Genomic DNA, 24790 nt, shown 5'->3' on the forward strand with positions numbered 1-24790 from the left:
CCATGCAGGCACGAATGAGCGTTCTCAAGCCCGCCGCCGACGGCTACAAGGCCATGCTCGCGCTGGAGGCGTACATCAACGCCAGCGGCGTCCCGCACCGCCTGCTGGATCTGATCAGGCTGCGCGTCAGCCAGATCAACGGCTGCGCGTACTGCGTGAACATGCACGCTCGGGACGCCAAGAAGGCCGGGGAGACCGACGAGCGCCTTTGGTCGGTGGCGGCCTGGCGCGAGTCGCCCTTCTACACCGACGAGGAGCGGGCGGCGCTGGCCCTGGCCGAGGCCGCCACGCGGATCGGCGACAACCCGGACGGGGTCCCCGACGATGTCTGGAACGACGCCGCCGACCACTACGACGAGGAGTCCCTCGCCGCCCTCGTCATGACGATCGCCGCGATCAACGCGTGGAACCGGATCAACGTCACGCTCCGCAACCCCGCGTCGAACTGACGGCCGCTGCCCCGGTCCGTCTCCGGCGCCGCCCCCCGGCACCCGCCCGACCGCCGATCGGGCGGGCGGCCGTCCCGGTGAACGGGAGGCCGGGCCACCCGCCGTGGCCGGACGCCGATGATCGCCCCATGGGCCTCGGAGAGGGAAGCGTCCGGCACCGAATGCTGGACGTCGGAGATGTCACCCTTCACGTGGCCGAGCAGGGCTCCGGCGTCCCGGTGGTGATGTGCCACGGCTTTCCGGGCCTCTGGTACAGCTGGCGGCACCAGCTCCCGGCTCTGGCCGCGGCGGGATGCCGGGCGATCGCCCTCGACATGCGCGGATACGGGCGCAGCGGCGGCCCTCGCTCCCCAGCGGAATACGACCGGCGCCACACGGCCGGAGACCTGGTCGGAGTCCTGGACGTACTGGGCATCGACGAGGCCGTGTTCATCGGCCACGACTTCGGGGCCGCACTGGTCTGGGACATGCCGCAGTGGGCTCCGGGACGCGTCAAGGCGCTGATCCAGCTCAGTGTGCCGCGCGTGCCCGTCTCGAAGCGTCCGCCGAGCGAGCTGTACGCGCTGGCCGCCGAGCGCCATTTCCTGCACACGCACTACTTCCAGCAGAAGGGCCCGGCCGACGAAGAACTCGCAGGAGACCCGGGGCGCTTTCTGGCCAATGTCTTCTGGGCGCTGAGCGGCGGCTACCGGTATCTCGATATCTGGCGGCATTCCAGCGACGGCAACGGCTATCTCGATGTGCTCCCCGAGGCGCCGCCGCTGCCGTGGCCGTGGCTTACGGAGGGCGAACTCGCGTGTTACGTGGCCGAGTTCGAGCGGACCGGGTTCACCGGCGGCCTCAACTGGTACCGCGCCGGTGACCATGTCTGGCGGGAGAAGCAGGCCCGCCCGGACGAGCCCGTCACCGTACCGACACTGTTCGTGGTGGGCGACCGCGACCCCGTCCGGGAGATCATGGGCGCCGGTGCGGTGGACTCGATGGCCGCCCTCGTCCCCGGGCTGCGCGGCGTCCACGTCATCGAAGGGGCCGGGCACTTCGTCCAGATGGAGGCGCCCGGCGAGGTCAACGCCGCCGTACTCGCCTTCCTCGCCGGCATCCGCTGAGACGCACCGCATGCAAGCCTGAGCGTGCCGGTCACATGTTCCGGATGCCGCTCGTCATGTGGGTAGGTGACCGCGGGAGGTGAGTGGGCATGCGGGTCTTGGTCGTCGGGGCGACGGGTGTCGTCGGACGGCAACTGGTGCCGTTGCTCCTGGCGGACGGGCACACGGTCGTGGGGACGGCCACGTCCGAAGCCGGGGCGGCGGCGATCACCGGGGGCGAGGCACTGGTGCTGGACGTGCTCGACGCGGCCGCGACGGAGGCCGTGGTGGCGAGCGCGCGTCCGGACGTGGTGGTCTGCCAGGCGACGGCGCTGTCCTCGTTCGGCGGGAATATGCGGAAGTTCGAGCGGTACTTCGCGAAGACCAACCGGCTTCGCACCGAAGGAACGGCGAATCTGCTCGCGGCCGTGGAACGGAACGGCGGGGCGCGGGTCATCGCGCAGAGCTACGCGGCGTCCGCGTACCCGCCGGGCGGTTCGTATGGGAAAAGCGAGGACGAAGGGTTCGATCCGGATCCGCCGAAGGCGATGGCCGATACGTTCGCGTCGATGCGGCGGCTGGAGGAGTCGGTCGCGGCCGCGTCCCGGGACAACGTGTGCCTCCGGTACGGCTTCTTCTACGGGCCCGGCACCACGCTGGACGTCGGCGGTGTCCAGTTGGAGGCCGTGCGCAAACGGCAGATGCCCGTCGTGGGGGACGGCGACGGCGCTCCGTCTTATCTGCATGTGGAGGACGCGGCGAGAGCGGTGATGGCCGTCCTTGAGAACGGACACGGCGTCTACAACATCGTCGATGACGAGCCCGCGCCGTTCCGGGAATGGCTGCCCTTCGTCGCGGGCGTTCTCGGGGCGAAGCCGCCACGGCACGTGCCGGTGTGGTTGGGACGGCTGTTCGCCGGCGACGCCGGCGTCTACATGATGACGCGCGCGAGGGGTGGCTCGAACGCCAAGGCGAGACGCGACCTGGGCTGGGAGCCCGTGCACCCCGATTGGCGCACGGGCTTCCGGGCGGCGCTCAGCGGCTGACCGGTGGACGGGCGGGCAGGACCCGCCCGCTGACGTCCCCGAACCCGATGCGGGTACCCGCGGGGCCGGGGGCGGTGGCGGTGATGGAGACCTCGTCGCCGTCCTCCAGGAACGTGCGCGGCTCGCCGTTGACCGTCACGGGCTCCCTGCCGCCCCAGGTGAGCTCGATGAAGGCGCCGCGCTGGTCCTTGGCCGGGCCCGAGACCGTCCCGGACGCGAACAGGTCCCCGGTGCGGGACGAGGCGCCGTTCACCGTCATGTGCGCGAACATCTGGGCCGGTGACCAGTACATCTCCCGATAGGGCGGGCGGGAGACCACCTGTCCGTTCCATGTGACCTCAAGGGCGAGGTCCAGGCCCCACGGGTTCTTTTCGTGGAGATAAGGGAGCGGCTCCGGGTCTTGCGGCGGTGTGGCGACGCGGGCCGCTTCCAAGGCGAGGAGCGGGACGACCCATAGAGAGATGGACGTCGCGAAACTCTTCCCTAGGAACGGGCCAAGCGGCACGTACTCCCAAGCCTGGATGTCGCGGGCAGACCAGTCGTTGACCAGGACGACGCCGAAGACGCGCTCGCCGAAGTCGTCCGCACTCACAGGCGTTCCAAGGGACGACCCGGTGCCGACGACGAAACCGACCTCAGCCTCGATGTCGAGGCGGCGGCTCTCGCCGAACGTGGGGCCGTCCTCGGATCGGCGCTGCCCCGACGGCCGGACGATGCCCGTTCCGGACGGCACGACCGTGCCCGCGCGGCCGTGGTAGCCGACCGGCAGATGCTTCCAGTTCGGCATCAGCGGCTCGGAGTCCGGGCGGAAGAGGCGGCCGAGGTTGGACGCGTGGTGCTCGGAGGCGTAGAAGTCCACGTAGTCGGCGACCTCGAACGGCATGTGCAGCGTGACTGCGTCGGCGGGATGGACGGCCGCGTCCGGAACGTCGCCCGAGACCAGGTCGAGGACCCGTTCGCGGACCTCGACCCAGCGCGCGTGACCCTGCGCCATGAAGGGATTCAAAGACGGCGCGGCGAAGACGTCGTCGCCGAGCCCGGCGGCCAGATCCACGACGGAATCGGCCACGCGGACCCCCACCCGGGGCGCAGCGCCCGGGGTCGAGAAGACGCCATAGGGGAGGTTGGCCGGCCCGAAGAGGGAGTCTTCGGGGATCGCGATGCGGGTCAACGGCAGGTCTCCTGGAGTGTGGAGGCGAGCAGGCCGAGGTGTGCGAGTTCGGTCAAGGGATCGGTGATGCTGCACGTCCCGAAGGACAGGAAACGAGCGCGGACGGCGGTCGTCCGCGGCTCGCCGAGCGCGGCGACGCGGGACGCGACGGACGCGGCATCGCGATCGGCGAGGACGGCGGACAGGTCGCCGGCCGGCCGGCCCGCCAGCGCGGCGTCGGTCGCGAGCAGCAGGTTCAGGAAGCCGTGCTGGTGGAAGCCCGTCTCCCGGTCGGTATTGCGGACCGGATGGTGCAGCCCCGCCGTCGCCTTGAACGGGACGCCGGCGTCCACCACGGCCTTGATCGCGGCGGCCAGCTCGTCCGGGCTCGGGTAGAGGTGCGCCTTCACCCCGCCGGTGCGGAACTTCGCGCGGTGGCCCCGGGCGGCGACCGCCGCGACGAACGCGGGACGGCGGTCGTCCCGCGGGATCTCGACGTAGACGGGCACATCGACCCCGCCGAGCACGCGGAAGAACTCGTCCGGACCCATGCCGGGCGGGACGGCGACCTCCAGGCCCCGCACGTCGAGGACCAGGTCGGCGGCGGCGGCCATCGCCTTCGCCGCCTGGCACGGCCCGCTCGGCGCCGTGATCGACAGGTCGAGGGGCTCGCTTCCCAGCAGCGGGTACAGGTCGTCCAGCGCGGTCGCCGGCAGGACGAGCGGCCCGACGAGCTGCGCGTACGGGGCGGAACGGTGGGCGCGGTGGGCCGGGACGGCCTCGGCCAGAGGTGTGAGGCCCGGCGGGAACACGGCCGCGTCGTCGCACAGGCCGATCGCGAACGCGGGGATCATCGCCGCCTCGCCCAGGTCCACGCGTACGCCTCGTCCTCGCAGGCCGATCCGCTTTCACCGAGTTCGAGGGGGTGGAACGTGTCCACCATGACGGCCATCTCGTCGAAGAACTCGACGCCGATGCTGCGCTCGTAGGCGCCGGGCTGCGGACCGTGCGCCAGCCCGCCCGGATGCACCGAGACCGAGCCCGGGCCGATGCCGGAGCCCTTGCGGGCCTCGTAGTCGCCGCCGCAGTAGAACATGATCTCGTCGGAGTCGACGTTGGAGTGGTAGTAGGGCACCGGGATCGACAGCGGGTGGTAGTCGACCTTCCGCGGCACGAAGTTGCACACGACGAAGTTGTGGCCCTCGAACACCTGGTGGACGGGCGGCGGCTGGTGCACGCGGCCGGTGATCGGCTCGAAGTCGTGGACGCTGAACGTGAAGGGGTAGAGGCAGCCGTCCCAGCCGACGACGTCGAACGGGTGCCGGGCGTACGTCATGCGGGTGCCGGTGATGCCGCGCGATCCGCGGTGCTTGACCAGGACCTCGACGCCGGAGCCGTCCAGGCCGAGGGGCTCGTCCGGGCCGTGCAGGTCGCGCTCGCAGTACGGGGCGTTCTCCAGGAACTGGCCGTAGCGCGACAGGTAGCGCTTGGGCGGCGCGATGTGGCCGGTCGCCTCGATCGCGTACGCGCGCAGCGGCTGGTCGCCGGTGGGCAGCCACCGGTGCGTGGTGGACGTGGGGATGATGACGTAGTCGCCCTGCCTCGCGGAGAGCGTCCCGAAGACCGTCTCGACGGTCGCGGTGCCGGACTCGATGTAGACGATCTCGTCGCCGGTCGCGTTGCGGTAGAGGGGCGAGTCGGCGGCGGACACCACGTACGACAGCCGGACGTCGTTGTTGCCCAGGATCAACCGGCGGCCGGTGACGACGTCGGTCTCGGCCCACGTCTCCTTGGGGAACAGTTCGTGCAGCTTGAGGTGGCGCGGTTTGAGCGGATGGTTGGGGGTCGTCGCCACGTCCGGGACGTCCCACGCCTGGGAGTCGACGATCGCGGACGGGATCTCCCGGTGGTACAGCAGCGACGAGTCGGAGGAGAACCCCTCCTCGCCCATCAGTTCCTCGAAGTAGAGCCGCTCCTCGCCGTCCCTGTGCTGGGTGTGGCGTTTCGGCGGCACGTGGCCGACCCGGCGGTAGTGGGCCATGGTCCATCGCCTCCGATGGTTAATGCATTAACTACTTTCTGCCGACACTACGACGGTTCTCCCACCGAGGGAAGGGCCTAACCCGGCCGCGGGGCGGGCGGAGGCGGGCGGGGTCAGCTCCGTTCGCGGACGTCGAAGGAGCTCCGCCCCGCGATGAGCTTGTCCAGCAGCATGATCAGCATCCGCTGCTCGGTCTCGGTCAGCACGCCGGCCCACTGGCGCTCGCGCTCGTGCTGCCCGGCGAAGATCTCCAGCATCGCGTCCCGGCCCCGATCGGTGAGCGACAGGATCACCGAGCGGCCGTCCCGCTCGCCCGGCGCCCGGTCCATCATCCCGTCCGCGACCAGCGTCTTCGTCAGGTTGGACACCGCGGCGCGGCTCATCCCGGCGAGCGTGGCGGCCCGTCCCGGCTCCAGCGGCCCGGCGAGCCAGGTGACGAACAGCAGCCGGAACGCCGCCCACGAGTGCCCGCGCGGCCGGTGCACCGTGGACTCCAGGTCGTAGGTGACGATCGCCGAGGCCCGGTTGAGGGTCAGCAGCAGCCGTGTCGCGAGCCGGTGCGGGAACCCGAACTCGTCCGACAGCCGCCGCCCGGCGAGGTCAACGAACGACCAGAAGTCCAGTTCCTCGCCACCGTCAGTGCTCATCGCGCCTCCGATCCGATTCATGGATTGACTATTTAACCCCGGCAGGACGCGAGTGTCAGCCGGAGATCATCGGGCATTCCCTGGATGCGGGGGAGCGGAGTGCACGGGAGGGACGATGGGGACCGTCGCCGACCAGTTCATCGAGGTGCTGCGGCAGGCCGGCGTCCGGCGCGTCTACGGGGTGGTGGGCGACAGCCTCAACCCGGTCGTGGACGCCGTCCGCCGGACGGGCGGCATCGAGTGGGTGCACGTCCGCAACGAGGAGGCGGGCGCATTCGCGGCGGCGGCCGAGGCGCAGACCACGGGCCGGCTCGCCGTGTGCGCGGGCAGCTGCGGTCCCGGCAACACGCACCTGATCCAGGGCCTGTACGACGCGCACCGGTCGGGGGCGCCCGTGCTCGCGCTGGCGTCGCAGATCCCGAGCACGCAGATCGGCAGCGGGTACTTCCAGGAGACGCATCCCGAGCGGGTCTTCGCCGACTGCAGCCACTTCTGCGAGTCGATCGTCACCCCGGCGCAGATGCCGCGCATCCTGCGGACCGCGATCCAGCACGCGGTCGGGCTCGGCGGCGTCGCGGTGCTGACGCTGCCGGGCGACACCGGCAGCAAGGACGCTGCGGGGCCTGCCGGCCGGCACGACTTCCTCGTCCGGAAGGGGATCGTCCGGCCGCCGTCCGACCAGGTCGCGCAGCTGGCCGACGCGCTCAACCAGGCGCGCAAGGTGATGCTCTTCTGCGGCTCCGGCGTGAAGGACGCCCACGCCGAGGTGATGGAGATGGCGCACAAGCTGCTGTCTCCGGTCGGTCATGCGCTGCGCGGCAAAGAGTGGATCCAGTTCGACAACCCCTTCGACGTGGGCATGAGCGGCCTGCTCGGCTATGGCGCCTGCTACGAGGCGATGCAGGACGCGGACCTCGTCCTCCTGCTGGGCACCGACTTCCCGTACGACCCGTTCCTGCCCGGCAAGAACACTGTGCAGGTGGACGACGATCCGGCGAAGCTGGGCCGTCGCACGCCGCTCGACCTCGCGGTACACGGCGATGTGGGGGAGACGCTCCGGCTCGTGATGGACAAGGTCGAGCAGAAGCGGGACCAGTCGTACCTGGACGAAATGCTGCACCGCCACGCGCGCGCACTCGAAAACGTGGTCTCCGCCTACACGCGCGACATCGACAAGCACATCCCGATCCATCCCGAGTACGTCGCCAGTGTGCTGGACGACCTGGCCGCCGACGACGCGATCTTCACCGTGGACACCGGCATGTGCAACGTCTGGGTCGCCCGGTACATCACCCCGAACGGGCGGCGCCGGGTGATGGGCTCGTTCGTCCACGGCTCCATGGCCAACGCGCTCCCGCACGCCATCGGCGCCCAGTTCGGGGCGCCCGGCCGGCAGGTCGTCTCCGTCTCCGGCGACGGCGGTCTCGGCATGTTGCTCGGCGAGCTGCTGACGGTGAAACTGCACCGCGTCCCCGTGAAGATCATCGTGTTCAACAACGCGTCGCTCGGCATGGTGCGGCTGGAGATGCTGGTGGACGGCCTCCCGTCCTACGAGACCGACCACGAGGCCGTCGACTACGCCGCGATCGCCCACGCGGTGGGAATCGAATCGGCCCGCGTGGAGCGCCCGTCGGACGTCCGGACGGTGATGGAACGCGCACTGGCCGCGCCCGGCCCCTACCTCCTGGACGTCGTCACCGACCCGAACGCCCTGTCCATCCCCCCGCACATCACCCCGCAGCAGGTGAAGGGGTTCGCGCTGGCCGCGGGCAAGACCGTCCTCACCGGCGGTGTCGGCAAGATGCTCGACCTCGCCCGCAGCAACCTCCGCAACATCCCCCGGCCCTAGCGGCGAAGGACCTCCCGCCGGTCAGGCGTTCGGCGGCAGGCCGGTGCCGGCGCCGCGGCGGCGCACCGCCACCAGGTCGGCGGGGCCGGATCCGGGGGAGTGCGCGTCCCTTCGATGTTCGGGCAGCGTGTCCGTGCCCGCCGCCTCCACCTCGAAGCCCGCGTCCGCGATCATGTCCAGGTCGGCCTTGGCCGCCTGGCCTTCGCTGGTCAGATAGTCGCCGAGGAAGATCGAGTTGACCGCGTGCAGCGCGAGCGGCTGCAGCGTCCGCAGATGGATCTCCCGGCCGCCGGCGAGACGGACCTCCACGTCCGGGCAGACGAATCGCACCATCGCCAGGATCCGCAGGCAGCGCTGCGGAGTCAGGGCCCACTCCCCGGCCATCGGGGTTCCTTCGAAGGGGATCAGGAAGTTCACCGGCACCGAGTCCACGTCCAGCTCACGCAGCGCGAACACCACGTCCACCAGGTCCGCGTCGCTCTCGCCCATGCCGGCGATCAGGCCGGAGCAGGCCGACAGACCCGCCGCCCTGGTCTGCCGCACGGTGTCGACCCGGTCGGTGAACTCGTGCGTGGTGCAGATGTCCGCGTACACGGCCTCGGCGGTGTTGAGGTTGTGGCTGTAGGCGTAGGCTCCGGCCTCCCGAAGCCGCGCCGCCTGCCCGTCGGACAGCAGTCCGAGACAGGCGCAGATCTCCACGTCCGCGTTGTGCTCCTTGATCGCCGCGATGGTGTCGGCGACCCGCTCCACGTCCCTGCCGGTCGGGCCGCGCCCGCTGGCGACCAGGCACACGCGTTTGGCGCCGCCGGCCACACCCGCCGCGGCGGCCGCGGCCGCCTCGCCGGGCTTGAGCCAGGTGTAGGTCAGGATCTCCGCCTTGGACCCCAGCCGCTGCGAGCAGTACGAGCAGTCCTCGGGGCAGAGCCCCGACTTCAGATTGACCAGGTAGTTCAGCTTGATCCGGTTCCCGAACCAGCGCCGGCGCACCTTGCCGGCGGCGGCCACCACGTCGAGCAGGTCGTCGTCGGAGGTCCCCAGCACCGCGAGCGCCTCGGCGCGGGTCGGCGGCTCGCGCCGCAGCCCTTTGTCAACCAGAGTGTCCAGGAGGTCCATGCCGCCGATCCTCACGGACGCGGCGGACGGCGGCCAAGGCTCGCACCGTACAAGACGGGCGGGCAAGATATGTCGATCACGACAGCGCGAGGTGCCGGACCCGGTTGCGGGCGCTAGCGGTACTCGCGGGCGATTTCGGTGAGGGTCTCCCCGGCGACCTCGGCCAGAGGGCGGGTCGGGCGCTCTTCGATCCAGGTCAGGGACGCGATGCGGAGCGCGGTGATGAAGGCGCCGGCCATGACGCGGGCGCGCAGGTGCGGGAGGCCGTCCCGGGCGGCGATCAGCTCGGCGAGGGCGCGTTCGAACTCGGCGTAGTGGGTGAGCTGCCGGGCCAGGACGGACGGGTGCTCGCGGGCGAGGCGCACCTGCGCGGCCCACCGCGGGTCGAGCTCGCCGATCTCCGCGGACAGGGCGTCGACCGAGGCGCGCAGCGCCGTCCAGGACGATTCGCCGGGCGGGCGGACCTCGAACATCTCCAGCAGGGAGCTCATACGCTGCGCGTCGCCGTAGAGGAGCGCGTCCTCCTTGCCGGCGAAGTAGTTGGAGAAGGTGCGGCGGGAGACGCCGGCGGCGTCCGCGATCGCCTCGACGGTGACCTCGCCCAGGCCGTGCTCGACGGAGAGGCGCATCGCGGCCTCGTGCAGAGCGCGGCGCGTCGCCTCCTTCTTGCGCTCGCGCAGCCCGCCCTTGTGCGCGGCGAGGCCGCCGCCGCGCTCGCGCACTCCACCGGTGATCTCCATGGTCAGCCAAGCCTACCCAGCGCTCGTTGTCAGGTTCCTGACAACGGACCGGGCGAAGAGCTGGGTCGAATCAGAAGCGGACGAAACCCGCCGTCCGTACGGTCGGTTACCCGGAACCCCGTACCCCGGAGGCGGCAGATGAGCGGACGATCGGAGTTCGGGCACCGCACGGCGTCGGTCGCGCGGGCGGGCGGCATGTTCGCCCGGAGCGGGCTGTGGCGCCCCGGACCACCGCTGAAGGTCGCCCGCCAGCTGGACGCCCTGCGTCGCTGGGGCACCCTGCTCGGCGGGACGGTCGCCTCCGCCGCGGCCCGCGACCGGGACGTCGTCGCGATCGCCGACGACGCCGGGGAGCTGACCTACGCCGAGGTCGACGCCCGCACCGACCGGCTCGCCGCCGCGCTCGGGCGGTTCAACGGCGCGCCCCGCGTCGCCGTCCTCTGCCGCAACCACCGCGGCATGGTCGAGGCGCTCGTCGCGTGCAGCAAACACGGCTCCGACGTCGTCCTGCTGAACACCGAGATGGGCACCGAGCAACTGGTCGCCGTCCTGCGGCGGCAGCGGGTCGAGGTCGTGATCGCCGACGCGGAGTTCGCCGGGTTCATCGCGGCGGTTCCGGAGACCGTCCACGTCATCACGGCCGGCGGGCCGGGCTCGGAGCTGGAGAACCTCATCGTCACGGCGCCCGGCACGCCGGTCGAGCCGCCCGCGAGGGCGGGCGGGACGATCTTCCTCAGCTCCGGCACGACCGGTCGCCCCAAGGGCGCCGTCCGGCACCCGCGCCCCGGCCTGTCGCCGCTCGTGTCGATCCTGTCGCGCATCCCGTGCCGGGTGCACGAACGCATGTTCATCGAGGCGCCGCTGTTCCACACCTGGGGCTACGCGATGCTCCAGATCGCGTTCTCGCTGCGCGCCACGATCGTCCTGCGGGCCCGCTTCGAGCCGGAGCGGACGCTCCGGACGATCGACGACACCGGAGCGACCGCCCTGGTCGCCGTCCCTGTCATGCTGCAGCGCGTCCTGGACGTCCCGGAGGCCGCGCGGCGCGAGTACGACACGTCCTCGATGCGGATCGCCGCCGTCAGCGGCTCCGCGCTGCCCGCGACGCTCGCCACCGCGTTCATGGACGAGTTCGGCGACGTCCTCTACAACCTGTACGGGTCGACGGAGGCGTCATGGGTCACCATCGCGACGCCCGCCGACCTGCGCGCCCATCCGGACACCGCGGGCACGCCGCCGCCCGGAACGAAGGTCGCGATCCTGGACGAAGCCGGCGTCCACCTCCCGCCCGGCGCCCCCGGGCGGATCTTCTCCGCGAACGAGCTGCTGTTCACCGGCTACACCGAGGGCGGCACCAAGGAGATGCAGGGCGGCCTGATGAGCCTCGGCGACGTCGGCCACCTCGACGAGCAGGGCCGGCTGTACGTGCACGGCCGCGACGACGACATGATCGTCTCGGGGGGCGAGAACGTCTTCCCGAGCGCCGTCGAGGAGGTGCTGGAGCGGCTTCCGCAGGTGCGGGAGGTCGCGGTGGTCGGCGTCCCGGACGACGAGTTCGGGCAGCGGACCGCCGCGTTCGTCGTCGTCCGCGACGGCGGGACGCTCGACGCCGACGCCGTCCGTGCCCAGGTCCGCGACCATCTGGCGCGCTTCGCCGTCCCGCGCGACGTCCACTTCCTCGACGCCCTGCCCCGCAACGCCACCGGCAAGGTCGTGCGCAGCGCGCTGAACCCCCGTCCGGACGCCGGCTGACGGAGGAGACTGCGGGCGGTCACGCGTCGGCGGCCGGGCGTCGCGCGTCGACGACGAACCAGAGGCGGGTGCGTTGGGGCGACTGGTCCAGCCCCCACTCGTCGGCGAGCGCGTCGACGACGGTGAGGCCGCGGCCGTGGTCGAGCCGGGGGCGGCCGTGCGGATCGGCCTGGGCGGGCCCGTCGTCGCAGACGTCCACGCGGAGCCGCCCGCCGTCGGTGGCGACCGTCACGCTGACGATCCCGGAGCCGTGCAGGATGGCGTTGGCGACGGCCTCGGCCGTCATCAGCTCGACGTCGTCCAGGAGCGTCTCGTCCGTGACGACCTTCGCGGCGCGCTCGCGGACGAGGCGGCGGGCCCGCCGTCCGCCGTCGCCCTCGCCGGTGAAGCCGAACGGTTCACCGAGCCGTTCCATCCCCACGGTCACTGCATCACCACACTCGGATTCGGAAGCGCACCGCAATCATTCACCTGCGGTGAGTGATCGGGCAACGCAACGGGCGCATTGATATTGGCCTTTCCGGGACACGCGCGCCGCGGCACTGCTCACCGTGGTGCAGAAAATCGGCAATTTCTCCGTCTTCCGGCGAGAATCACCGGACACCTTCCTCATGTCAGGCTGATGCCCACCCGAGGAGGTGCGCCATGGAAGCGGTCGTCCTCGCCTGCGCTGCGCAGGCCGTCTACATCGTCGCTTATGTCCTCTTCAAAACAGCCACGGGGCGGATGAGCCCGGTCTCGGGACGGCATCCGCTGCACGCCGCCGGACGTTTCCTCGGGAGCCCGCGCTGGCTCGCCGGGCTCCTGGTGCTGCTGGCGGGCTTCGCGCTGTCGGCCACCGCACTGGTCACCCTCCCCGTCGCCGCGACGCTGCCCGCCTACGGGCTCGGCCTCGTCCCGCTGCTGGCCATCGGGATGAGCGGGTTCGGCGAGCGGCCCACCTCGCGCGAATGGCTCGCCGTCGGCCTCACCGTCGCCGCGATGGTCACCGCGGCGCTCTCGGTGCTGCCGGTCCCGGACGCGCCGCACCGCCTGGACGGGGCCGCCGCCGCGCTGCCGCCGTGGAGGGTCGCCCTGGTGTTCGTGCCCTCGCTGGTCCTGCCGCTGTGGATGTTCTGCGTGCGCGACCGCGCCGTCGGCGGCCGCCACGCGAGGCCGCTGACGGGCATCGCCTACGGGCTCGGCGCGGGCGTCCTGCTGGGCGCCACCGAGGTCTTCGGGCAGGGCATGGCGATGATGCTCGCCGCCGACCACTGGGCGGACCTGCCGTCCTCGCCGCACCCGTACCTGTTCCTCCTCGCCGGGATCCTCGGCGTCGGGCTACTGTCGATCGGCCTGCAGCGCTGCCGCCTCACGATCGTCGTCACCGTCGTCACGGTCACCGCGAAGACGCATCTGCTCCTTTCGGCCACGCTCCTCTACGGGGAGCCGTGGCCGCGCGAGACGGGGCCGTTCGCGCTCCGCGCCGCCGGCGTCGCCCTGGCCCTCCTGGCGCTCCTGGCCTTCCCGCGTCACGAACGCCGGCCCCGTGCAATCTTGGCAGTGTCAAGATAGGGTGGGGTGATCCTGAGAGAGGAACCGTGATGACGGAGAACCCCGGTCTGGCCCGGCAGATGTGGCACCAGCTCGAACCCCTGCACGCCCTGTTCTGGTACTCGCCCGAGGTGTTCGCCGAGGCCGGCCGGCTCGGCTTCGCGGTGGACACCCGCTGGCCGAGCTACTTCGCCTGGCGGGCCGCGCCGCTCGGCGCCGCGGGCAAGGAGCGGGTGTCGGCCGCCTTCTACAGCTTCAGCCCGCGCATGGTGGCCGAGCACATCCCCGCCGCCTGGACGGTCGCGCCGCCCGAGCGCGTCCTGGAGGGGCGCACCCGCGCCGTCGACGGCATGTACCGGACGCTGCTCGGCGACGGCCTCGCCGACCCGGACCTCGCCGAGGCCGCCGCGCTGGCCCGCGCCGCCGCCGAGGCCGCGAGCACCGCCGGGTGCCCGATCGCCGCCGCCAACGCCGACCTGCCCTGGCCGGACGAGCCGCACCTCGTCCTGTGGCACGCCATCGGCATCCTGCGCGAGCAGCGCGGCGACGGCCACGTGGCCGCGCTCCTCACCCACGGGCTCGACCCGGCCGAGGCGCTCGTGTCGTTCGCCGCGATCGGCGCCGCGTCCGAGAAGACGTTCGCGAGCCGCGGCTGGACGGACGAGGAGTGGTCCGCCGCACGCGACCGGCTCGCGTCCCGCGGCCTGCTCGACGCGGGCGGCGCCGCGACGGAGAAGGGCCGCGAGCTGCGGGACGCCGTCGAGCGAACGACCGACGACCTCGCCTACGAGCCGTGGCGGACGCTCGGCGCCGACAAGGCGGACCGGCTCGCGCAGCTCACGATGCCGATCCTGGTCAAGGTCCTGGAGACAGGGCTGATGCCGGCGGAGAACACCCTCGGCATCGGCAAGGTCCAGGCGCCGCCTCGCTGATTCAGCGGCGGGGCGGCCTCCAGGCGGTCTCTTCCAGGCGGCCGGTGTTCCCGAGGTCGAGCGGCCCGTTGGACGGGATGACCACGACGGGCCGTCCAGGCGCCGGCCGGACCTCAAGGTATCTCCCGGTCACCGCCTCCGTGGTCGCCTCGGTGACCAGGTTCCGCCAGACGATGCCGAAGACCGCCGCCTCGCCGGGACGGATCGTCAGCGGCTTCGGCCCGCCGTCCTTGATCTGCGTCGTCCCGCGCACGACGTCCACGTTGAACGGCTGCCGGTTCTCGTCCAGGACGCGCAGGGACGGGTAGCCGTTCAGCCGGTACGGGCGGCCGCCGCAGTTGCGGAGCGTGATCGTCGCGGCGCGGAGTCCCATCGCGGCGTCGGGCTCGTCCATCGAGACGCTGACACCGTCCGGCGTGCAGGTGGGCGGTGGAGGCGACGGGCGCAGCGTCAACGGCGAGGGGACCGGCCGCGAAGCGGTGGGCGCCGCGCCGGCCGGCCGCGCTTCGGTGGAGCAGGCGGCCAGGCCGGTCGTCCCGAGGCCGACGCCCAACGCGAGGAGCAGGCGGACTCGCGGCCGCAGAGTAGAGGTCACAAGGCAATCATCACCGACGAACCGCGGGCCGCCGCCATGCCTCGGCGCCCTGCCGTCCGCCGACGCGGCGTCGGCGAGGGCAGGGCGCTTACCGAGGATCAGGCGCAGAACGCGGTGTCAGCGGCCTTGCCGAGGTCGGCGCGGAACTTCTCGTCGTGCTCGACCGCGGACGTGTTGTAGGTGAGCATCGCCTGCCTGCGGCCGTCCGTGCTCGTGTAGGACCAGGTGCGGTAGCCGGGGAAGCCGCCGTCGTGGCCCCAGGCGTATCCGCAGGAGAACTTGATGCGGGCGACGCCGAGCCCGTAGTCCTCGATGACGCCGTCGTCGTTCACCGGCCGGACGGTCTTCATCTCCCGCATCATCCGCGCGGGCAGCAGCCGGCCCGTGAACAGCGCCCGGTTGAACTTCGCCACGTCGTCGACGGTAGAGACGATGCCGCCGGACGTGCGCGCGCTGGACGGGCTGATCAGCGTGCTGACGTCCCCATAACCGGGGTAGTAGCCGTGCACGTACGGGCCGGGGAACGTCTTGGACGTCGTCGGGTAGGACGTGTGCCGCAACCGGAGCGGGGTGAAGAGGCGCTGCCGCAGCTCGGTGCCGACCGGGCGTCCGGTCACCTTCTCGATGATCATTCCGGCGAGGATGTAGTTGGTGTTCGCGTAGTTCCAGTCCGCGCCGGGCGCGTGCGCCGGCGGCTTCTCCATCGCGATGGCGACCAGTTCGGCCGGCGTCCACTCACGGTCGGGGTCGCCCAGGACGCGCGGGTCCATGACGTACTCGTTCAGGCCGCTGGTCTGCGCGAGCAACTGCCGGACGGTGATCTTCGAACCGTCGTTGCCGTTGCCCCGCACGACGCCAGGCAGCCATTTCTCCACGGTGTCGTCCAGGGAGAGCCGGTGTTCGGCGGCCAGTTGCAGGACGACCGTTGCGGCGAACGACTTGGTCACGCTGCCGACCCGGACCAGCAGCCGGTGGTCCATCGGAGCGCCGGTGGCCTGGTCCGACACTCCGGCGGTCACGTGCGAGACATGGCCGCCGCGGCGGGTCATCACGATCACGCCCGGCGCGCCGTCGGCGACGAGCCGGTCCGCCGCCGCCTTCACCTTGCGGTCGAGCCCGTGTTCCCCGTGGGACGTGGTGGCGGCGTTCGCGGCGGGCGCGGCGACCGTCGCCAGTGCCGTCCCGGCGATGAGGGTGGAGACGATGCGCAACATGGGTTCCTCCTCGGAGATCTCGCTGACGTGATCAAGACTTCCGGCCGAGAAGGACGGCGGCACTGGGCCCAGAACCCGGGCAGGGGGTGTACCTGACGACACCTGGCGAGCGGCCTTCCCGCGACCGCACGGTTCGTGACCGGCCCGACCAGGCGTCCGGCGTCAGCCCCCGGCGCTCTATAGTGCATGACTGCAAGCAGGCGAAAACCAAAACGAAGGAGGCCAGTAACATGGCCAGGACCGCAGACACGCCCGAGCCTCGCCCGTTCAACGAGAACAGGGGAGACTTCCGTCCCGACCCCGTTGAGGCGACGGACCCCCCGGGATCGCCCGTGGCGCCCACGGGATCCCAGGCCGCCGAGTGGAACCCCGACAAGTCGTTCGGGCCCGCGCCCGTGGAGCCGACGGACCCCCCGGCCTAGCAGGACGCCGGGGAGCCTAGGCTTCTCGACTCTGTAAGCGCTGCAAGGCGCAACATCCGCTGGTCCTCGCGCGTTCACCGCGTGAGGACCGGCACTTCTCATTCGGCGAGAGCCCTCAGAACGGCCAGCATCTTCTCCTGGTCCGTCACTGGCGCGAAGAACGCCGCGTCGGCTGCCTCGACGACTTGGATCGCCCGCGCTGCCAGGTCGGCTCCTGCTTCGGTCACGCCGACATGCCGGGCCCTGGAATCGCCCGGGTTCTGCTTCCGCTCCAGCAGACCCTTCGACTCCAGTGTCCGCAGAACCTGCGACGTCATCATCGGATCGGTCGCGGCGTGCTCCGCGACGCGCCGCTGGCTGGGCGTCTCGCCGGCCACGGTCGTCAGCCACCAAGTGCTGGCGAGCAGAACGAACTGCACGTGCGTGAGCCCGAGCGGCTTGAGCTCTGCTGTGACCGCGCGCTGCCACCGCAGCGTCGCCCGCCAGAGCAGCAGGCCAGGACTCTCGCTGGGATGCAGCGCCTCAGCCACCCGCCCGCTCCGCTCGCGCGGCAAGCGCGGAAATGACCTCGGCGAAGTCTGCGCTCACTGCACTTCCCACCTCGGCGGCAACATCGTCAGGGCCGTCCACCTCACACCGGTAGGTGATCTGAGTGCCGCTCTCAGTCGGCGACAGTTCGTGGCGGACTCGAACGCTGACCCCCGCATCCGGAACTTCGGTGAGATCCTCGAAGCCCACGTTCTCCTCGACCCAGGTGAAGCTGAACGGCAGGGCGGTGCCGTCAGGCAACACCATCACCGCCGACGTTCCCGCGACGAACGGGCCGTGCATCTCAAGCTTGCTGACGCCCTCGTTCCACTCTGGCCACCGTTCTGCATCCGCAAGGACGCTGAACACCTGCTCCGTGCGGGCGGTGCTTCGCCCTACGTACTCCTTGACCCACATGCCAGTCCTCCCGCCGTAGAAAGTATGCGCGCATATTATCAGCGAATTGGGCCTCGCTCGGCGCCGAGGCGGTGGAGGTCGTGTTCTGAGGCATGGCCTACGCGGAACCGGCCAGGGTGGGAACGCCTGATCATGCGGCGGCGGTAGTAGTGGACGGTCAGGATCGCCAGCAGCGGGCCCCAGGCGAGGAACGGCGCATAGGCGAGCGTCATGACGGTCGCGGCGACCCCGCCCGGGCTCTCCCCCTCGGCCATCGCGTCCGACCAGCCCAAGGCTCCGGCCGCCCCGATGACCGTGACGCTCGCGGCACCGATCGACGCGGCGGCGACGGCGAACGAGACCGGCACGCGGCGCCCGCCGACCAGCGGGAACCAGCGCGGGAACACCTCACCCCACGGTCGCACCAGCCCGAGCGCGAGCAGGGCGAAGCATTCCGTGACGATGCTGAGCGTGAAGACGTACGGGGTCCCGATCGGATGCGGGAAGTCCGCGAGATCGCTTCCCTCAGCGAAACCCACGGGCACGCCAAGCCCCAGGGCGACCCGCCACAGCCCGGACGGCACAACGGTCAGCGGGATGACGTGGGCGACCCGGTCGGCCCACCGGGGAACTGGACGAGCGGTGGTCATGCGGTCCTCCTCGACGCGAAGGACTACATGCTCGCCAGGCCCTCCTGCCCGCCACCTCCCCCACGAGAACCGCGACCTTCCCTCCCGCGAGTGACCCGCCCTGGAAAGGGAACGGCCTCGCCGAAAGGCGAGGGCGGGACGCGGCGTGGAGGCAGATGACTGCCCGACTGGAGGAGGCCGGCGACGACTCCACGCTCGTGGAGATCATCTTCCGGCTGACCGGGGACGAGCATGGTCATAGCGAGATGGGGCCGAGGTCGGCGGCGGTCTGGGCCAGTGCGCGGATGATGGGGCTGTCGGCGGTGGAGCGCCAGGTCAGTGCCCACTGGAGGGTGGGGGCGTCTGGCATGGGCAGGAAGACGATGCCCGGGGGGCTGTTATAACGGGCGGCGATTTCGCCCAGCGGGTGGACGCACTGCCCGGACGCGACCAGGGAGAGGATCTCGTGGAAGGTCCGCGCGATGGGTCCACGTGGGATACGGCGGCCGGACGGGGAGCGGCTCGGGACCATGGAGGCGACCCAGTACTCGGGGGCGTCGGGGCCGAGGTCGACGACGTGGTTGTCGGCGAGGTCCTCCAGCGTTGCGGTGCCGCGCTCGGTGAGCGGGTGGTCTGCCGACACGGCCAGAACGCGGCCTCCGGTCAGCACGGTGGGGCCGACGGTGAGGTCCGGTTCGGCCACGGGCAGCCACAGTACGTTCACGTCGTTGTCTCCCGTGCGCAGGGCGGCGAACGGGGCGCTGCCGTTGATTTCGTTGAGTTGGACGTCGCTGCCTGGGTAGCGGGCGCGGAACGCCTCGGTGAGGGGGCGTAGTTCGTATCCGGCATGGCCGAACACGCCCAAGCGCAGAGTCTGGCCCGCGCCCGGCCCGGCCGCTTCGGCGCGGGCGAGTCCCTCGTGGAGAAGGTCGAGGGCTTGCTGCAGGTCTTCGCGGAGGCGCCGGCCGACCGGGGTCAGGGTCACGCGGCGGCTGGTCCGGTCGAACAGGGCCACGCCGAGGCGTCGTTCCTGTTTGCTGATGGCCTGGCTGACGCGGGCCTGGGACACGTGGAGTCGTTCGGCGGTGCGGCCGAAGTGCAGTTCCTCGGAGAGAGTCAGGAAGATCTCGACGTCGCGTAGCTCCACAAATAACCCCTGTGTTATGGATCGCCGCGCAGATTCTACATTGTTCCCGCCTCTGACCTGCCCCGATGCTGAAGACGTCACCGGCTGACAGGCCGGGTCCTACAGATCGATAAGGCAGGAGCAACCGATGAGCGACATGCGGGCCATCGCCGACCGTGTCGAGATCGAGGCGTTGCGCGGCGAGATCACCGACGCGGTGATGATGCGCGACTTCGACCGCGTCGCATCGCTGTTCACACCGGAGGGCGCGATGCGCTGGCCGCATATCGGCAAGGAATTCGTCGGCCGTGCGGAGATCCGGCGCGGGATCGAGTGGGGGCAAGGGCTCTGGGAGTTCTTCGTGCAGAACGTCCACCCGGGCGTCATCCGGCTGGACGGCGACACCGCTACCGGCCGCGCGTACATCCAGGAGTTCGGGCGGTTCCACGACGGAGGTTCGCACCTGAACTACGCCCTTTACCACGACCGCTACCAGCGCACTCCCGACGGCTGGAAGTTCACCGAGCGCGTCTACGAGGTCAGGTACGGCGACTCCACCCCGCTCGCGGGATCACCGGCCCCTGCTACGGCATAGGCGAGACCCGCGAGTCGAAGCGCCTTTTGCCTTCTATTCCACTGATTCGCTAGTCAACAGGAGCACAGCTCATGAACCTCGCACTGTGGATTACAGCCGGACTGCTGGCCGCTGTCGCCCTGGTCGGCGGTATCACCAAGACGTTCATCCCCAAAGAGAAGCTGGCGGCGCAGCACGGCGGCGAGTGGACCCAAAACGCCACCGTCGGGTTCGTCAAGACCCTCGGGGCCCTCGAGCTCTTGGCCGCGGCGGGCCTGATCCTGCCCGCCGCGCTGGACATCGCACCGGTCATGGTGTCGGTCACCGCCCTCTGCTGGATCCTGCTGATGATCGGCGCGGTGATCACCCATGGCCGCCTCGGCCAGTTCAAGCTCGTGATGGTGAACTCGGTCTACCTCCTGCTCGCCGCCTTCGTCGCCGGAGGACACCTCATGGCCTGAGCACGGACCGAACGGGCTCCGGAGCCGCGGGCTCCGGAGGGTTGTGGGACTTGTGATCTGTGGTGAGTCCGGAACGGTTTACGGGACGATTTCGCGATGCAGCCCACCACCGGCCGCCGCCGCCGGACGAGCGCAAGATCACCAGATGGGGCCGGACGCCTCGCCGCGCCGATGCTGAGCGGGCCCCATCGGATGCGGGAAGACCGCGAGATCGCTCCCCTCTGCGAAACCCACGGGCACGCCGAGCCCAGGGCGATCCGCCACAGCCCGGACGGTAGGACGGTGAGCGGTATGACGTGGGCGACCCGATCGGCCCATCGGGGAACCGGACGAGCCATGGTCCTGCGGTCCTCCTGCCCGCCACCCCCCGCGAGAATCGCGACCTTCCCTCCGTGACCCGGCCTCAAGGGAACGGCCTCGCCGAAAGGCGAGGCCGAGTGCGCGTGGGCAGGGACTAACGGTTCAACTCGCCGCGCTTCACGCGGGCGACGAGGCGGGTGAAGCTCTCGGGGGAGAGGGTGAGATGCCCGGCATCGGGAGCCTTGCTGTCCCTGATGCCGCACCCTTCAGCAAGAGCGGCAACCTCCACGCAATCTTGCCCGCCGGCACCGCCGGTTCCACTCCGGCTGGACTTACGCCAAATGCGCTCGCTCACGGTATGGCCTCCAGGACCTCGGCAACGAGACTCCTTGTGGAGTCTCGGGACAGGGCGTCAGCGCCAATTCGGTCATACCGTACCCGGTACTCGCGGACGTTCGTGGAGTCCATAACCAGACGACCGCCACCGACCGCCTCCGACCAAGCTACCTCGGCACCATTCACATCGAGGATGGTGAACGAGCCGTCAACCCCAGGATGCGCCCCGACGCTACGGGGGATGACGCGAATAACGATGCCCCGGCGTTGACTCATGTCGAGCAGGTGCGTGAGCTGTTTGCGCATGATCTCTGGTGAACCGATGAAGTCCCAGAGAACCGACTCTTTGATCAGCACCCAGAGGTTCGGCGGATCGGACCGCTCAAGGATTTCTTGCCTCGCCATCCGCTCTTCAACGGCGGCATCGACATCGTCGATCATCTGACCGCTGACGATCAGGGCGCGTGCGTACTCCGGTGTCTGAAGGAGAGCAGGGACCAGGAGCGCTGCGTAGGGACTGACCACCGCCGCGCGCCGCTCGTAGGCGGTGAACTGTTGGAACCAGTTCGGGTCGTGGCTGCTGTCGGCAAGGCGGTGAAGTCGGGCGAAGTGCCCGCGAGTACGCCAAACCCGGTCCAGGGTTTCGGTGCGCTTTTGCGGGATTTTGGCGCTGCCCGATTCCCAGTTCGAAACCGTCGAATTATCCACGCCGCATATGCGGGCGAGGTCGGCCTGTGAAAGATTGCGCTCTTCGCGCCAAACTCGCAGGTCAACGGCCAGCCAGTGCCACAGGTTGTGGTCCGGGTCCAAGTGGTCGGCTCGTGCCATTCAAGATCCTTAATCTGGGGATCACTGAACGAAACGCGACAAGCTTAACTCGTGGCGGCAGGGTGTGGGCAGAGTTCAATCACGAAAGGCGGCCCCGATGAATGGCATTCAGGACATGCGAGACAATCAGCCGCTAAAGGCGCGGAACGAGTTCGCGCTTCGATGGCGCGCTTACCCCGAAAGTGTGTATTTGACCCGGTCTCTCGTCACGGAGGCGTGCGAGGCGTGGGGCCTGATGCAGCACGACTACGTCGGGCGGACGATCATGTCCGAGCTGGCGACGAACGCTGTGGTGCACGCCGTCCAGGGCCACGAGATCCAGGCATGGGTCACCCTCTTGGCCGGCGCCGTCGAGTTCCGCGTCTGGGACCCGTCTCACGCGCCGCCGGTCGTGGTGGACGAGAACTCCGACGCCGAGAGCGGACGCGGCCTGATGATGGTCCGGCTCCTCGCATCCGGCGGCTGCGGCTACCGGTACACGAACGGAACCCCCGGCAAGATCGTGTGGGCGAGGCTCACCCTCTGACTAGGCATGCGAGGGACAGCTCAGGAGGGTGGGCTCGGGGTGGGGTTCGGGCCTTGTCGGTCCCACGTGCCTATGCATTTCGCGATGAAGTTTCCTCGGTGCGTGTCGGGAGTGGCCACCTGGCCGGTGTATCGCCATCGGTAGAGCGATCTGATGCCGAACTCATCCGACCAGTAGAAGAAGCTGAAACCGATGACCCACGTGGACAGCAGGCCAGCAGTCGTCACCGTGGCATCCAGCCAGGTCGGCAGGGCATCGATGTAGCCCCAGCCAGGACTGGCGAACGTGTTGAACAAGAGTACGACCGCCGCCACGAGCAGTGTCAGCAAGGCCATCAGCAGCGTGAACCACAAGACGCGGACTCGATGCGTGCGCTTGACGCTGAAAACGGTGAAGTCGACGCTCCGGCCGCAATGGTCGCATACCACCGCTTCCTTGGCCTTGCCATGCTCCGGACGCTGGACCACACGGGTGCTGTCGACAAGGGTGATGTGAAACAGCGACTTGTTCTTGCGGTCTGGTGTGCGCCCGGTTTCGTGCCTCAGCCGGAGAGTGCACTGCGTCGATATGGCGCGGAATGGCACACGGCCCTCCAAGGGGCGGCAGGTGAGGCGTTGGGATGCTCAACGAGTGTCAACAGATCATCGACGTGGCCGGTCCCGTCCGTTACGTGGCAGCGGCCCTTGGTGATCGTCAGTCCTCGGCGCACGTCTGCGCCGGCCGCGTCAGGATTGAAGCGAGGGCGGAGGCTGCGCCGCACGATTTTCGCCCAGGCTGGTCGGCTGGTTGCGCTTGACGGTGAACGCATAGTGCGTCGTGGCGCGGGCCACGCGCGGACTCGCCGTCCGTACCGGTCAGGGCCGCGAGCCCGTCCGGGCACACCGCCTCGATCACCTGCCGCACCGTCCAGCCGCTTGGCGGTGTGCAGCCCGAGCCCGGCGATCAAGACGACGGCCCACCGTGGATGACGACGGCCGCGCCCACCACGCGGGTTGGGCAGGGGGAGCATCCGCCCATACACAGCGACACCGGGATCGACTTTGAAATGGCCGTGCCCCGAGGGGCCATCTGCACCCCTTTGCGTTGCACCCGGGGTCGTTTCCGGTACCGTCTATCTCGCCTGGTCGATGCGGCCGGGTTCCGGCCGAAGGGCGGATAGCAAAGGAGAACCATCATGAAAAAAATCTGGGGGGCGCTCGCAGAAGCGGCTTCCCTGATTGTCGGGTTATTCGGAACCACCTACGCAACACGCCTCTATCCCGAATACTCGACCACAACCGTGTCAGCGCTCAACTCGGTCCTGGGGGCACTCTTCTTCGGCCTCACCACTCCCTTGTGGAACAGGGCGCGAAAGAAGCGCGCTTCCAAGACCCCGTGGAGTCGCAAGCACTGGATGCTGGCGCTGTGCCTGCTTCCCACTCTCATCCAGGGCCAGTTGTACCAGCCTGCTCTGGAGCGCGTGGGCGTCGGGAAGGTGGTGGCCATCACGACGCTGGGGCCGCTGTGCGTGTCGGCGTGGAGGCTGGTCCTCCCCGAGGGCGGGCCGGTCCGGCCGCGGCATGTCGTGTGGCCGCTGATCGCGGTGGGCGGCATCGTGTTCATGACCAGGCCGTTCAGCGGTGGGTCCGATGTCTTGGGGCTGGCGGCGGCGGGTGCGGTCGCCGTGATCGGTGGCGTTTCCCTGATCGTCTCCGGGAAGCTGACCGACCTTGGAGGCTACCCCCGGGCCGTCGTGTTGCAGCGGTGGAGCACCGCCCTGTTCGTCGGGACACCGATCCTCGTCCTGACCGGCGAGCACTGGATGACCTGGCGGGCGCTGTCGACCGTGGCGGTCTCGACGGCGTTGATCATTGTCGGCGCTTGGCTCCACATCTACGCCCTCGATCTCTCCCGCTCCGATGGGGTGATCGGCACGGCGTCCAGTCTCAAGCCGGTGTTCGCGCTCCTCGTCGGGCTCATCGTGGCCAGCCAGGTGCCTGGGCTTTACGGATGGGTCGGTGCCGGACTGGTGGTATTGGCATCGATCGCCGCCATCCGGCTCCTCTCCCGAGAGGGCGGACGCGTCGACCCGGCGGACGGTGCCTGGAAAACCCATCCCGGCACTGGTGAGAACAACGACAGCGCCTGGATCCCCGTCCGGGGCGCCTGGAGCGGCGGTCCACGCACCTGGAAGCAGGACGGGTGCGCCTGGAAGCACGCCCTAGCCTGACGGCTCACCGCCGTCGGGAAGAACGAGCCGTCCCCCTCGGGAGGGACGGCCCGAAAACAGCACCACGCAATGGCAGAGCGTGGGCGGCCCTGGGGCCGCCCACGCTCTCTTGCGTTGCCCCCGATTTTCGCCCACACCATAACCCCAACCTAAGGCGGAAAATGCAATATAAGTTCGATCAAGATAGATAAGAGTCGTTGAGCCTACCTTGCGACCCGCAGGTGACGATCTTGGGCCCTGCAATGTCGGTCCGGACGGGAAAACGGCAGCCCGCCGAGACGAATTGCGAGGCCCCTTCACAGTGTTTCC

At 70.0% G+C, this 24790-nt stretch carries 28 protein-coding genes; 12 read left to right on the forward strand and 16 right to left on the reverse strand.

Annotated features, from left to right (window positions below):
- The first annotated feature begins 2 nt into the window (after nucleotides 1-2).
- From ACQPXG_RS03070 to ACQPXG_RS03080, 3 genes are all read left to right on the forward strand, one after another.
- A complete protein-coding gene (locus ACQPXG_RS03070) occupies nucleotides 3-449 on the forward strand; it encodes a carboxymuconolactone decarboxylase family protein (protein WP_433466071.1) in 447 nt (148 codons plus the stop codon).
- Nucleotides 450-577: 128 nt separating this feature from the next.
- Nucleotides 578-1555, forward strand: a complete 978-nt coding sequence (locus tag ACQPXG_RS03075) for an alpha/beta fold hydrolase (RefSeq protein WP_433466072.1) — start codon at nucleotides 578-580, stop codon at nucleotides 1553-1555.
- 89 nt (nucleotides 1556-1644) lie between these two features.
- A complete protein-coding gene (locus ACQPXG_RS03080) occupies nucleotides 1645-2580 on the forward strand; it encodes an NAD-dependent epimerase/dehydratase family protein (protein ID WP_433466073.1) in 936 nt (311 codons plus the stop codon).
- Here the strand turns inward: ACQPXG_RS03080 and fahA are convergent.
- The 4 genes from fahA to ACQPXG_RS03100 all read right to left on the reverse strand — a co-directional run bounded on the left by fahA (nucleotide 2570) and on the right by ACQPXG_RS03100 (nucleotide 6418).
- On the reverse strand, nucleotides 2570-3757 hold the full coding sequence (fahA, locus tag ACQPXG_RS03085) for a fumarylacetoacetase (RefSeq protein ID WP_433469887.1): 1188 nt from the start codon (nucleotides 3755-3757) through the stop codon (nucleotides 2570-2572). The two genes, ACQPXG_RS03080 and fahA, sit on opposite strands and share 11 nt — an antisense overlap.
- Nucleotides 3748-4605 (reverse strand): hypothetical protein, encoded by an 858-nt coding sequence (locus ACQPXG_RS03090; protein WP_433466074.1) that lies wholly within the window; start codon nucleotides 4603-4605, stop codon nucleotides 3748-3750. Before ACQPXG_RS03090 ends, fahA begins: the two co-directional genes overlap by 10 nt.
- Nucleotides 4581-5771 (reverse strand): homogentisate 1,2-dioxygenase, encoded by a 1191-nt coding sequence (locus ACQPXG_RS03095; RefSeq protein WP_433466075.1) that lies wholly within the window; start codon nucleotides 5769-5771, stop codon nucleotides 4581-4583. The genes ACQPXG_RS03090 and ACQPXG_RS03095 overlap by 25 nt, the downstream gene beginning before the upstream one ends.
- A gap of 113 nt (nucleotides 5772-5884) precedes the next feature.
- Nucleotides 5885-6418, reverse strand: a complete 534-nt coding sequence (locus ACQPXG_RS03100; protein WP_433466076.1) for a MarR family winged helix-turn-helix transcriptional regulator — start codon at nucleotides 6416-6418, stop codon at nucleotides 5885-5887.
- A 115-nt stretch (nucleotides 6419-6533) separates the two neighbouring features.
- Here ACQPXG_RS03100 and ACQPXG_RS03105 point away from each other — a divergent pair, with 115 nt between their 5' ends.
- A complete protein-coding gene (locus ACQPXG_RS03105; protein WP_433466077.1) occupies nucleotides 6534-8267 on the forward strand; it encodes a pyruvate dehydrogenase in 1734 nt (577 codons plus the stop codon).
- A gap of 21 nt (nucleotides 8268-8288) precedes the next feature.
- On the opposite strand, the gene bioB is transcribed toward ACQPXG_RS03105, so the two are convergent.
- Together bioB and ACQPXG_RS03115 are read right to left on the reverse strand one after the other, a co-directional pair.
- Nucleotides 8289-9380: a biotin synthase BioB gene (gene bioB / locus ACQPXG_RS03110; RefSeq protein WP_433466078.1), complete on the reverse strand. Its 1092-nt coding sequence runs from the start codon at nucleotides 9378-9380 to the stop codon at nucleotides 8289-8291.
- Between the two features lie 113 nt (nucleotides 9381-9493).
- Nucleotides 9494-10120 carry a TetR/AcrR family transcriptional regulator gene (locus ACQPXG_RS03115; protein WP_433466079.1) on the reverse strand — a complete coding sequence of 209 codons (627 nt, stop codon included), beginning with the start codon at nucleotides 10118-10120 and terminating at the stop codon, nucleotides 9494-9496.
- A 138-nt stretch (nucleotides 10121-10258) separates the two neighbouring features.
- On the opposite strand from ACQPXG_RS03115, the gene ACQPXG_RS03120 reads away from it, so the two are divergent.
- On the forward strand, nucleotides 10259-11872 hold the full coding sequence (locus tag ACQPXG_RS03120) for an AMP-binding protein (RefSeq protein ID WP_433466080.1): 1614 nt from the start codon (nucleotides 10259-10261) through the stop codon (nucleotides 11870-11872).
- 19 nt (nucleotides 11873-11891) lie between these two features.
- Here ACQPXG_RS03120 and ACQPXG_RS03125 read toward each other — a convergent pair whose 3' ends face one another.
- Nucleotides 11892-12299 (reverse strand): ATP-binding protein, encoded by a 408-nt coding sequence (locus ACQPXG_RS03125; RefSeq protein WP_433466081.1) that lies wholly within the window; start codon nucleotides 12297-12299, stop codon nucleotides 11892-11894.
- Nucleotides 12300-12517: 218 nt separating this feature from the next.
- On the opposite strand from ACQPXG_RS03125, the gene ACQPXG_RS03130 reads away from it, so the two are divergent.
- Nucleotides 12518-13426 carry a hypothetical protein gene (locus ACQPXG_RS03130; protein ID WP_433466082.1) on the forward strand — a complete coding sequence of 303 codons (909 nt, stop codon included), beginning with the start codon at nucleotides 12518-12520 and terminating at the stop codon, nucleotides 13424-13426.
- 29 nt (nucleotides 13427-13455) lie between these two features.
- The gene (locus ACQPXG_RS03135) at nucleotides 13456-14337 is read left to right on the forward strand and encodes an SCO6745 family protein (protein WP_433466083.1); all 882 of its coding nucleotides are present in this window, start codon (nucleotides 13456-13458) and stop codon (nucleotides 14335-14337) included.
- Between the two features lies 1 nt (nucleotide 14338).
- On the opposite strand, the gene ACQPXG_RS03140 is transcribed toward ACQPXG_RS03135, so the two are convergent.
- Together ACQPXG_RS03140 and ACQPXG_RS03145 are read right to left on the reverse strand one after the other, a co-directional pair.
- Nucleotides 14339-14932, reverse strand: coding sequence for a DUF4232 domain-containing protein (locus tag ACQPXG_RS03140; RefSeq protein ID WP_433466084.1), 594 nt, complete (start codon nucleotides 14930-14932; stop codon nucleotides 14339-14341).
- 98 nt (nucleotides 14933-15030) lie between these two features.
- Entirely contained in the window at nucleotides 15031-16146 is a 1116-nt protein-coding gene (locus tag ACQPXG_RS03145) for a serine hydrolase domain-containing protein (protein WP_433466085.1), read from the reverse strand.
- A 230-nt stretch (nucleotides 16147-16376) separates the two neighbouring features.
- On the opposite strand from ACQPXG_RS03145, the gene ACQPXG_RS03150 reads away from it, so the two are divergent.
- Entirely contained in the window at nucleotides 16377-16568 is a 192-nt protein-coding gene (locus ACQPXG_RS03150; protein WP_433466086.1) for a hypothetical protein, read from the forward strand.
- Between the two features lie 98 nt (nucleotides 16569-16666).
- Here the strand turns inward: ACQPXG_RS03150 and ACQPXG_RS03155 are convergent, their stop codons facing one another.
- The 4 genes from ACQPXG_RS03155 to ACQPXG_RS03170 all read right to left on the reverse strand — a co-directional run bounded on the left by ACQPXG_RS03155 (nucleotide 16667) and on the right by ACQPXG_RS03170 (nucleotide 19268).
- Nucleotides 16667-17098 carry a MarR family winged helix-turn-helix transcriptional regulator gene (locus tag ACQPXG_RS03155; RefSeq protein ID WP_433466087.1) on the reverse strand — a complete coding sequence of 144 codons (432 nt, stop codon included), beginning with the start codon at nucleotides 17096-17098 and terminating at the stop codon, nucleotides 16667-16669.
- On the reverse strand, nucleotides 17091-17513 hold the full coding sequence (locus tag ACQPXG_RS03160; RefSeq protein WP_433466088.1) for an SRPBCC family protein: 423 nt from the start codon (nucleotides 17511-17513) through the stop codon (nucleotides 17091-17093). The genes ACQPXG_RS03155 and ACQPXG_RS03160 overlap by 8 nt, the downstream gene beginning before the upstream one ends.
- A gap of 38 nt (nucleotides 17514-17551) precedes the next feature.
- Nucleotides 17552-18142 (reverse strand): hypothetical protein, encoded by a 591-nt coding sequence (locus ACQPXG_RS03165; RefSeq protein WP_433466089.1) that lies wholly within the window; start codon nucleotides 18140-18142, stop codon nucleotides 17552-17554.
- Nucleotides 18143-18377: 235 nt separating this feature from the next.
- On the reverse strand, nucleotides 18378-19268 hold the full coding sequence (locus tag ACQPXG_RS03170; protein WP_433466090.1) for a LysR family transcriptional regulator: 891 nt from the start codon (nucleotides 19266-19268) through the stop codon (nucleotides 18378-18380).
- 127 nt (nucleotides 19269-19395) lie between these two features.
- Here ACQPXG_RS03170 and ACQPXG_RS03175 point away from each other — a divergent pair, with 127 nt between their 5' ends.
- On the forward strand, nucleotides 19396-19842 hold the full coding sequence (locus tag ACQPXG_RS03175) for a nuclear transport factor 2 family protein (RefSeq protein ID WP_433466091.1): 447 nt from the start codon (nucleotides 19396-19398) through the stop codon (nucleotides 19840-19842).
- 71 nt (nucleotides 19843-19913) lie between these two features.
- Nucleotides 19914-20282, forward strand: coding sequence for a DoxX family protein (locus tag ACQPXG_RS03180; protein ID WP_433466092.1), 369 nt, complete (start codon nucleotides 19914-19916; stop codon nucleotides 20280-20282).
- Nucleotides 20283-20736: 454 nt separating this feature from the next.
- Here the strand turns inward: ACQPXG_RS03180 and ACQPXG_RS03185 are convergent, their stop codons facing one another.
- Nucleotides 20737-20937 (reverse strand): DUF397 domain-containing protein, encoded by a 201-nt coding sequence (locus ACQPXG_RS03185; protein WP_433466093.1) that lies wholly within the window; start codon nucleotides 20935-20937, stop codon nucleotides 20737-20739.
- Nucleotides 20934-21746 (reverse strand): helix-turn-helix domain-containing protein, encoded by an 813-nt coding sequence (locus ACQPXG_RS03190; RefSeq protein WP_433466094.1) that lies wholly within the window; start codon nucleotides 21744-21746, stop codon nucleotides 20934-20936. The genes ACQPXG_RS03185 and ACQPXG_RS03190 overlap by 4 nt, the downstream gene beginning before the upstream one ends.
- 115 nt (nucleotides 21747-21861) lie before the next feature.
- Between ACQPXG_RS03190 and ACQPXG_RS03195 the strand changes: the two genes are divergently transcribed.
- A complete protein-coding gene (locus ACQPXG_RS03195; protein ID WP_433466095.1) occupies nucleotides 21862-22272 on the forward strand; it encodes an ATP-binding protein in 411 nt (136 codons plus the stop codon).
- A 20-nt stretch (nucleotides 22273-22292) separates the two neighbouring features.
- Here ACQPXG_RS03195 and ACQPXG_RS03200 read toward each other — a convergent pair whose 3' ends face one another.
- Complete coding sequence (locus tag ACQPXG_RS03200) at nucleotides 22293-22856, reverse strand: hypothetical protein (protein WP_433466096.1); 564 nt, start codon at nucleotides 22854-22856, stop codon at nucleotides 22293-22295.
- A gap of 590 nt (nucleotides 22857-23446) precedes the next feature.
- Between ACQPXG_RS03200 and ACQPXG_RS03205 the strand changes: the two genes are divergently transcribed.
- Nucleotides 23447-24481, forward strand: a complete 1035-nt coding sequence (locus tag ACQPXG_RS03205) for an EamA family transporter (protein WP_433466097.1) — start codon at nucleotides 23447-23449, stop codon at nucleotides 24479-24481.
- Nucleotides 24482-24790 lie beyond the last annotated feature (309 nt).

The sequence above is a fragment of the Spirillospora sp. CA-128828 genome (assembly GCF_050945415.1).
Lineage (GTDB): Bacteria > Actinomycetota > Actinomycetes > Streptosporangiales > Streptosporangiaceae > Spirillospora.

Bases quoted from the DNA above. Each gene is read 5' to 3' on its own strand.
- ACQPXG_RS03070 (WP_433466071.1), top strand. From the start codon at position 3: ATGCAGGCACGAATGAGCGTTCTCAAGCCCGCCGCCGACGGCTACAAG.
- ACQPXG_RS03075 (WP_433466072.1), top strand. From the start codon at position 578: ATGGGCCTCGGAGAGGGAAGCGTCCGGCACCGAATGCTGGACGTCGGA.
- ACQPXG_RS03080 (WP_433466073.1), top strand. From the start codon at position 1,645: ATGCGGGTCTTGGTCGTCGGGGCGACGGGTGTCGTCGGACGGCAACTG.
- ACQPXG_RS03095 (WP_433466075.1), bottom strand. From the start codon at position 5,771: ATGGCCCACTACCGCCGGGTCGGCCACGTGCCGCCGAAACGCCACACC.
- ACQPXG_RS03100 (WP_433466076.1), bottom strand. From the start codon at position 6,418: ATGAGCACTGACGGTGGCGAGGAACTGGACTTCTGGTCGTTCGTTGAC.
- ACQPXG_RS03105 (WP_433466077.1), top strand. From the start codon at position 6,534: ATGGGGACCGTCGCCGACCAGTTCATCGAGGTGCTGCGGCAGGCCGGC.
- bioB (WP_433466078.1), bottom strand. From the start codon at position 9,380: ATGGACCTCCTGGACACTCTGGTTGACAAAGGGCTGCGGCGCGAGCCG.
- ACQPXG_RS03115 (WP_433466079.1), bottom strand. From the start codon at position 10,120: ATGGAGATCACCGGTGGAGTGCGCGAGCGCGGCGGCGGCCTCGCCGCG.
- ACQPXG_RS03120 (WP_433466080.1), top strand. From the start codon at position 10,259: ATGAGCGGACGATCGGAGTTCGGGCACCGCACGGCGTCGGTCGCGCGG.
- ACQPXG_RS03130 (WP_433466082.1), top strand. From the start codon at position 12,518: ATGGAAGCGGTCGTCCTCGCCTGCGCTGCGCAGGCCGTCTACATCGTC.
- ACQPXG_RS03135 (WP_433466083.1), top strand. From the start codon at position 13,456: ATGACGGAGAACCCCGGTCTGGCCCGGCAGATGTGGCACCAGCTCGAA.
- ACQPXG_RS03145 (WP_433466085.1), bottom strand. From the start codon at position 16,146: ATGTTGCGCATCGTCTCCACCCTCATCGCCGGGACGGCACTGGCGACG.
- ACQPXG_RS03150 (WP_433466086.1), top strand. From the start codon at position 16,377: ATGGCCAGGACCGCAGACACGCCCGAGCCTCGCCCGTTCAACGAGAAC.
- ACQPXG_RS03160 (WP_433466088.1), bottom strand. From the start codon at position 17,513: ATGTGGGTCAAGGAGTACGTAGGGCGAAGCACCGCCCGCACGGAGCAG.
- ACQPXG_RS03165 (WP_433466089.1), bottom strand. From the start codon at position 18,142: ATGACCACCGCTCGTCCAGTTCCCCGGTGGGCCGACCGGGTCGCCCAC.
- ACQPXG_RS03175 (WP_433466091.1), top strand. From the start codon at position 19,396: ATGAGCGACATGCGGGCCATCGCCGACCGTGTCGAGATCGAGGCGTTG.
- ACQPXG_RS03180 (WP_433466092.1), top strand. From the start codon at position 19,914: ATGAACCTCGCACTGTGGATTACAGCCGGACTGCTGGCCGCTGTCGCC.
- ACQPXG_RS03190 (WP_433466094.1), bottom strand. From the start codon at position 21,746: ATGGCACGAGCCGACCACTTGGACCCGGACCACAACCTGTGGCACTGG.
- ACQPXG_RS03195 (WP_433466095.1), top strand. From the start codon at position 21,862: ATGCGAGACAATCAGCCGCTAAAGGCGCGGAACGAGTTCGCGCTTCGA.
- ACQPXG_RS03205 (WP_433466097.1), top strand. From the start codon at position 23,447: ATGAAAAAAATCTGGGGGGCGCTCGCAGAAGCGGCTTCCCTGATTGTC.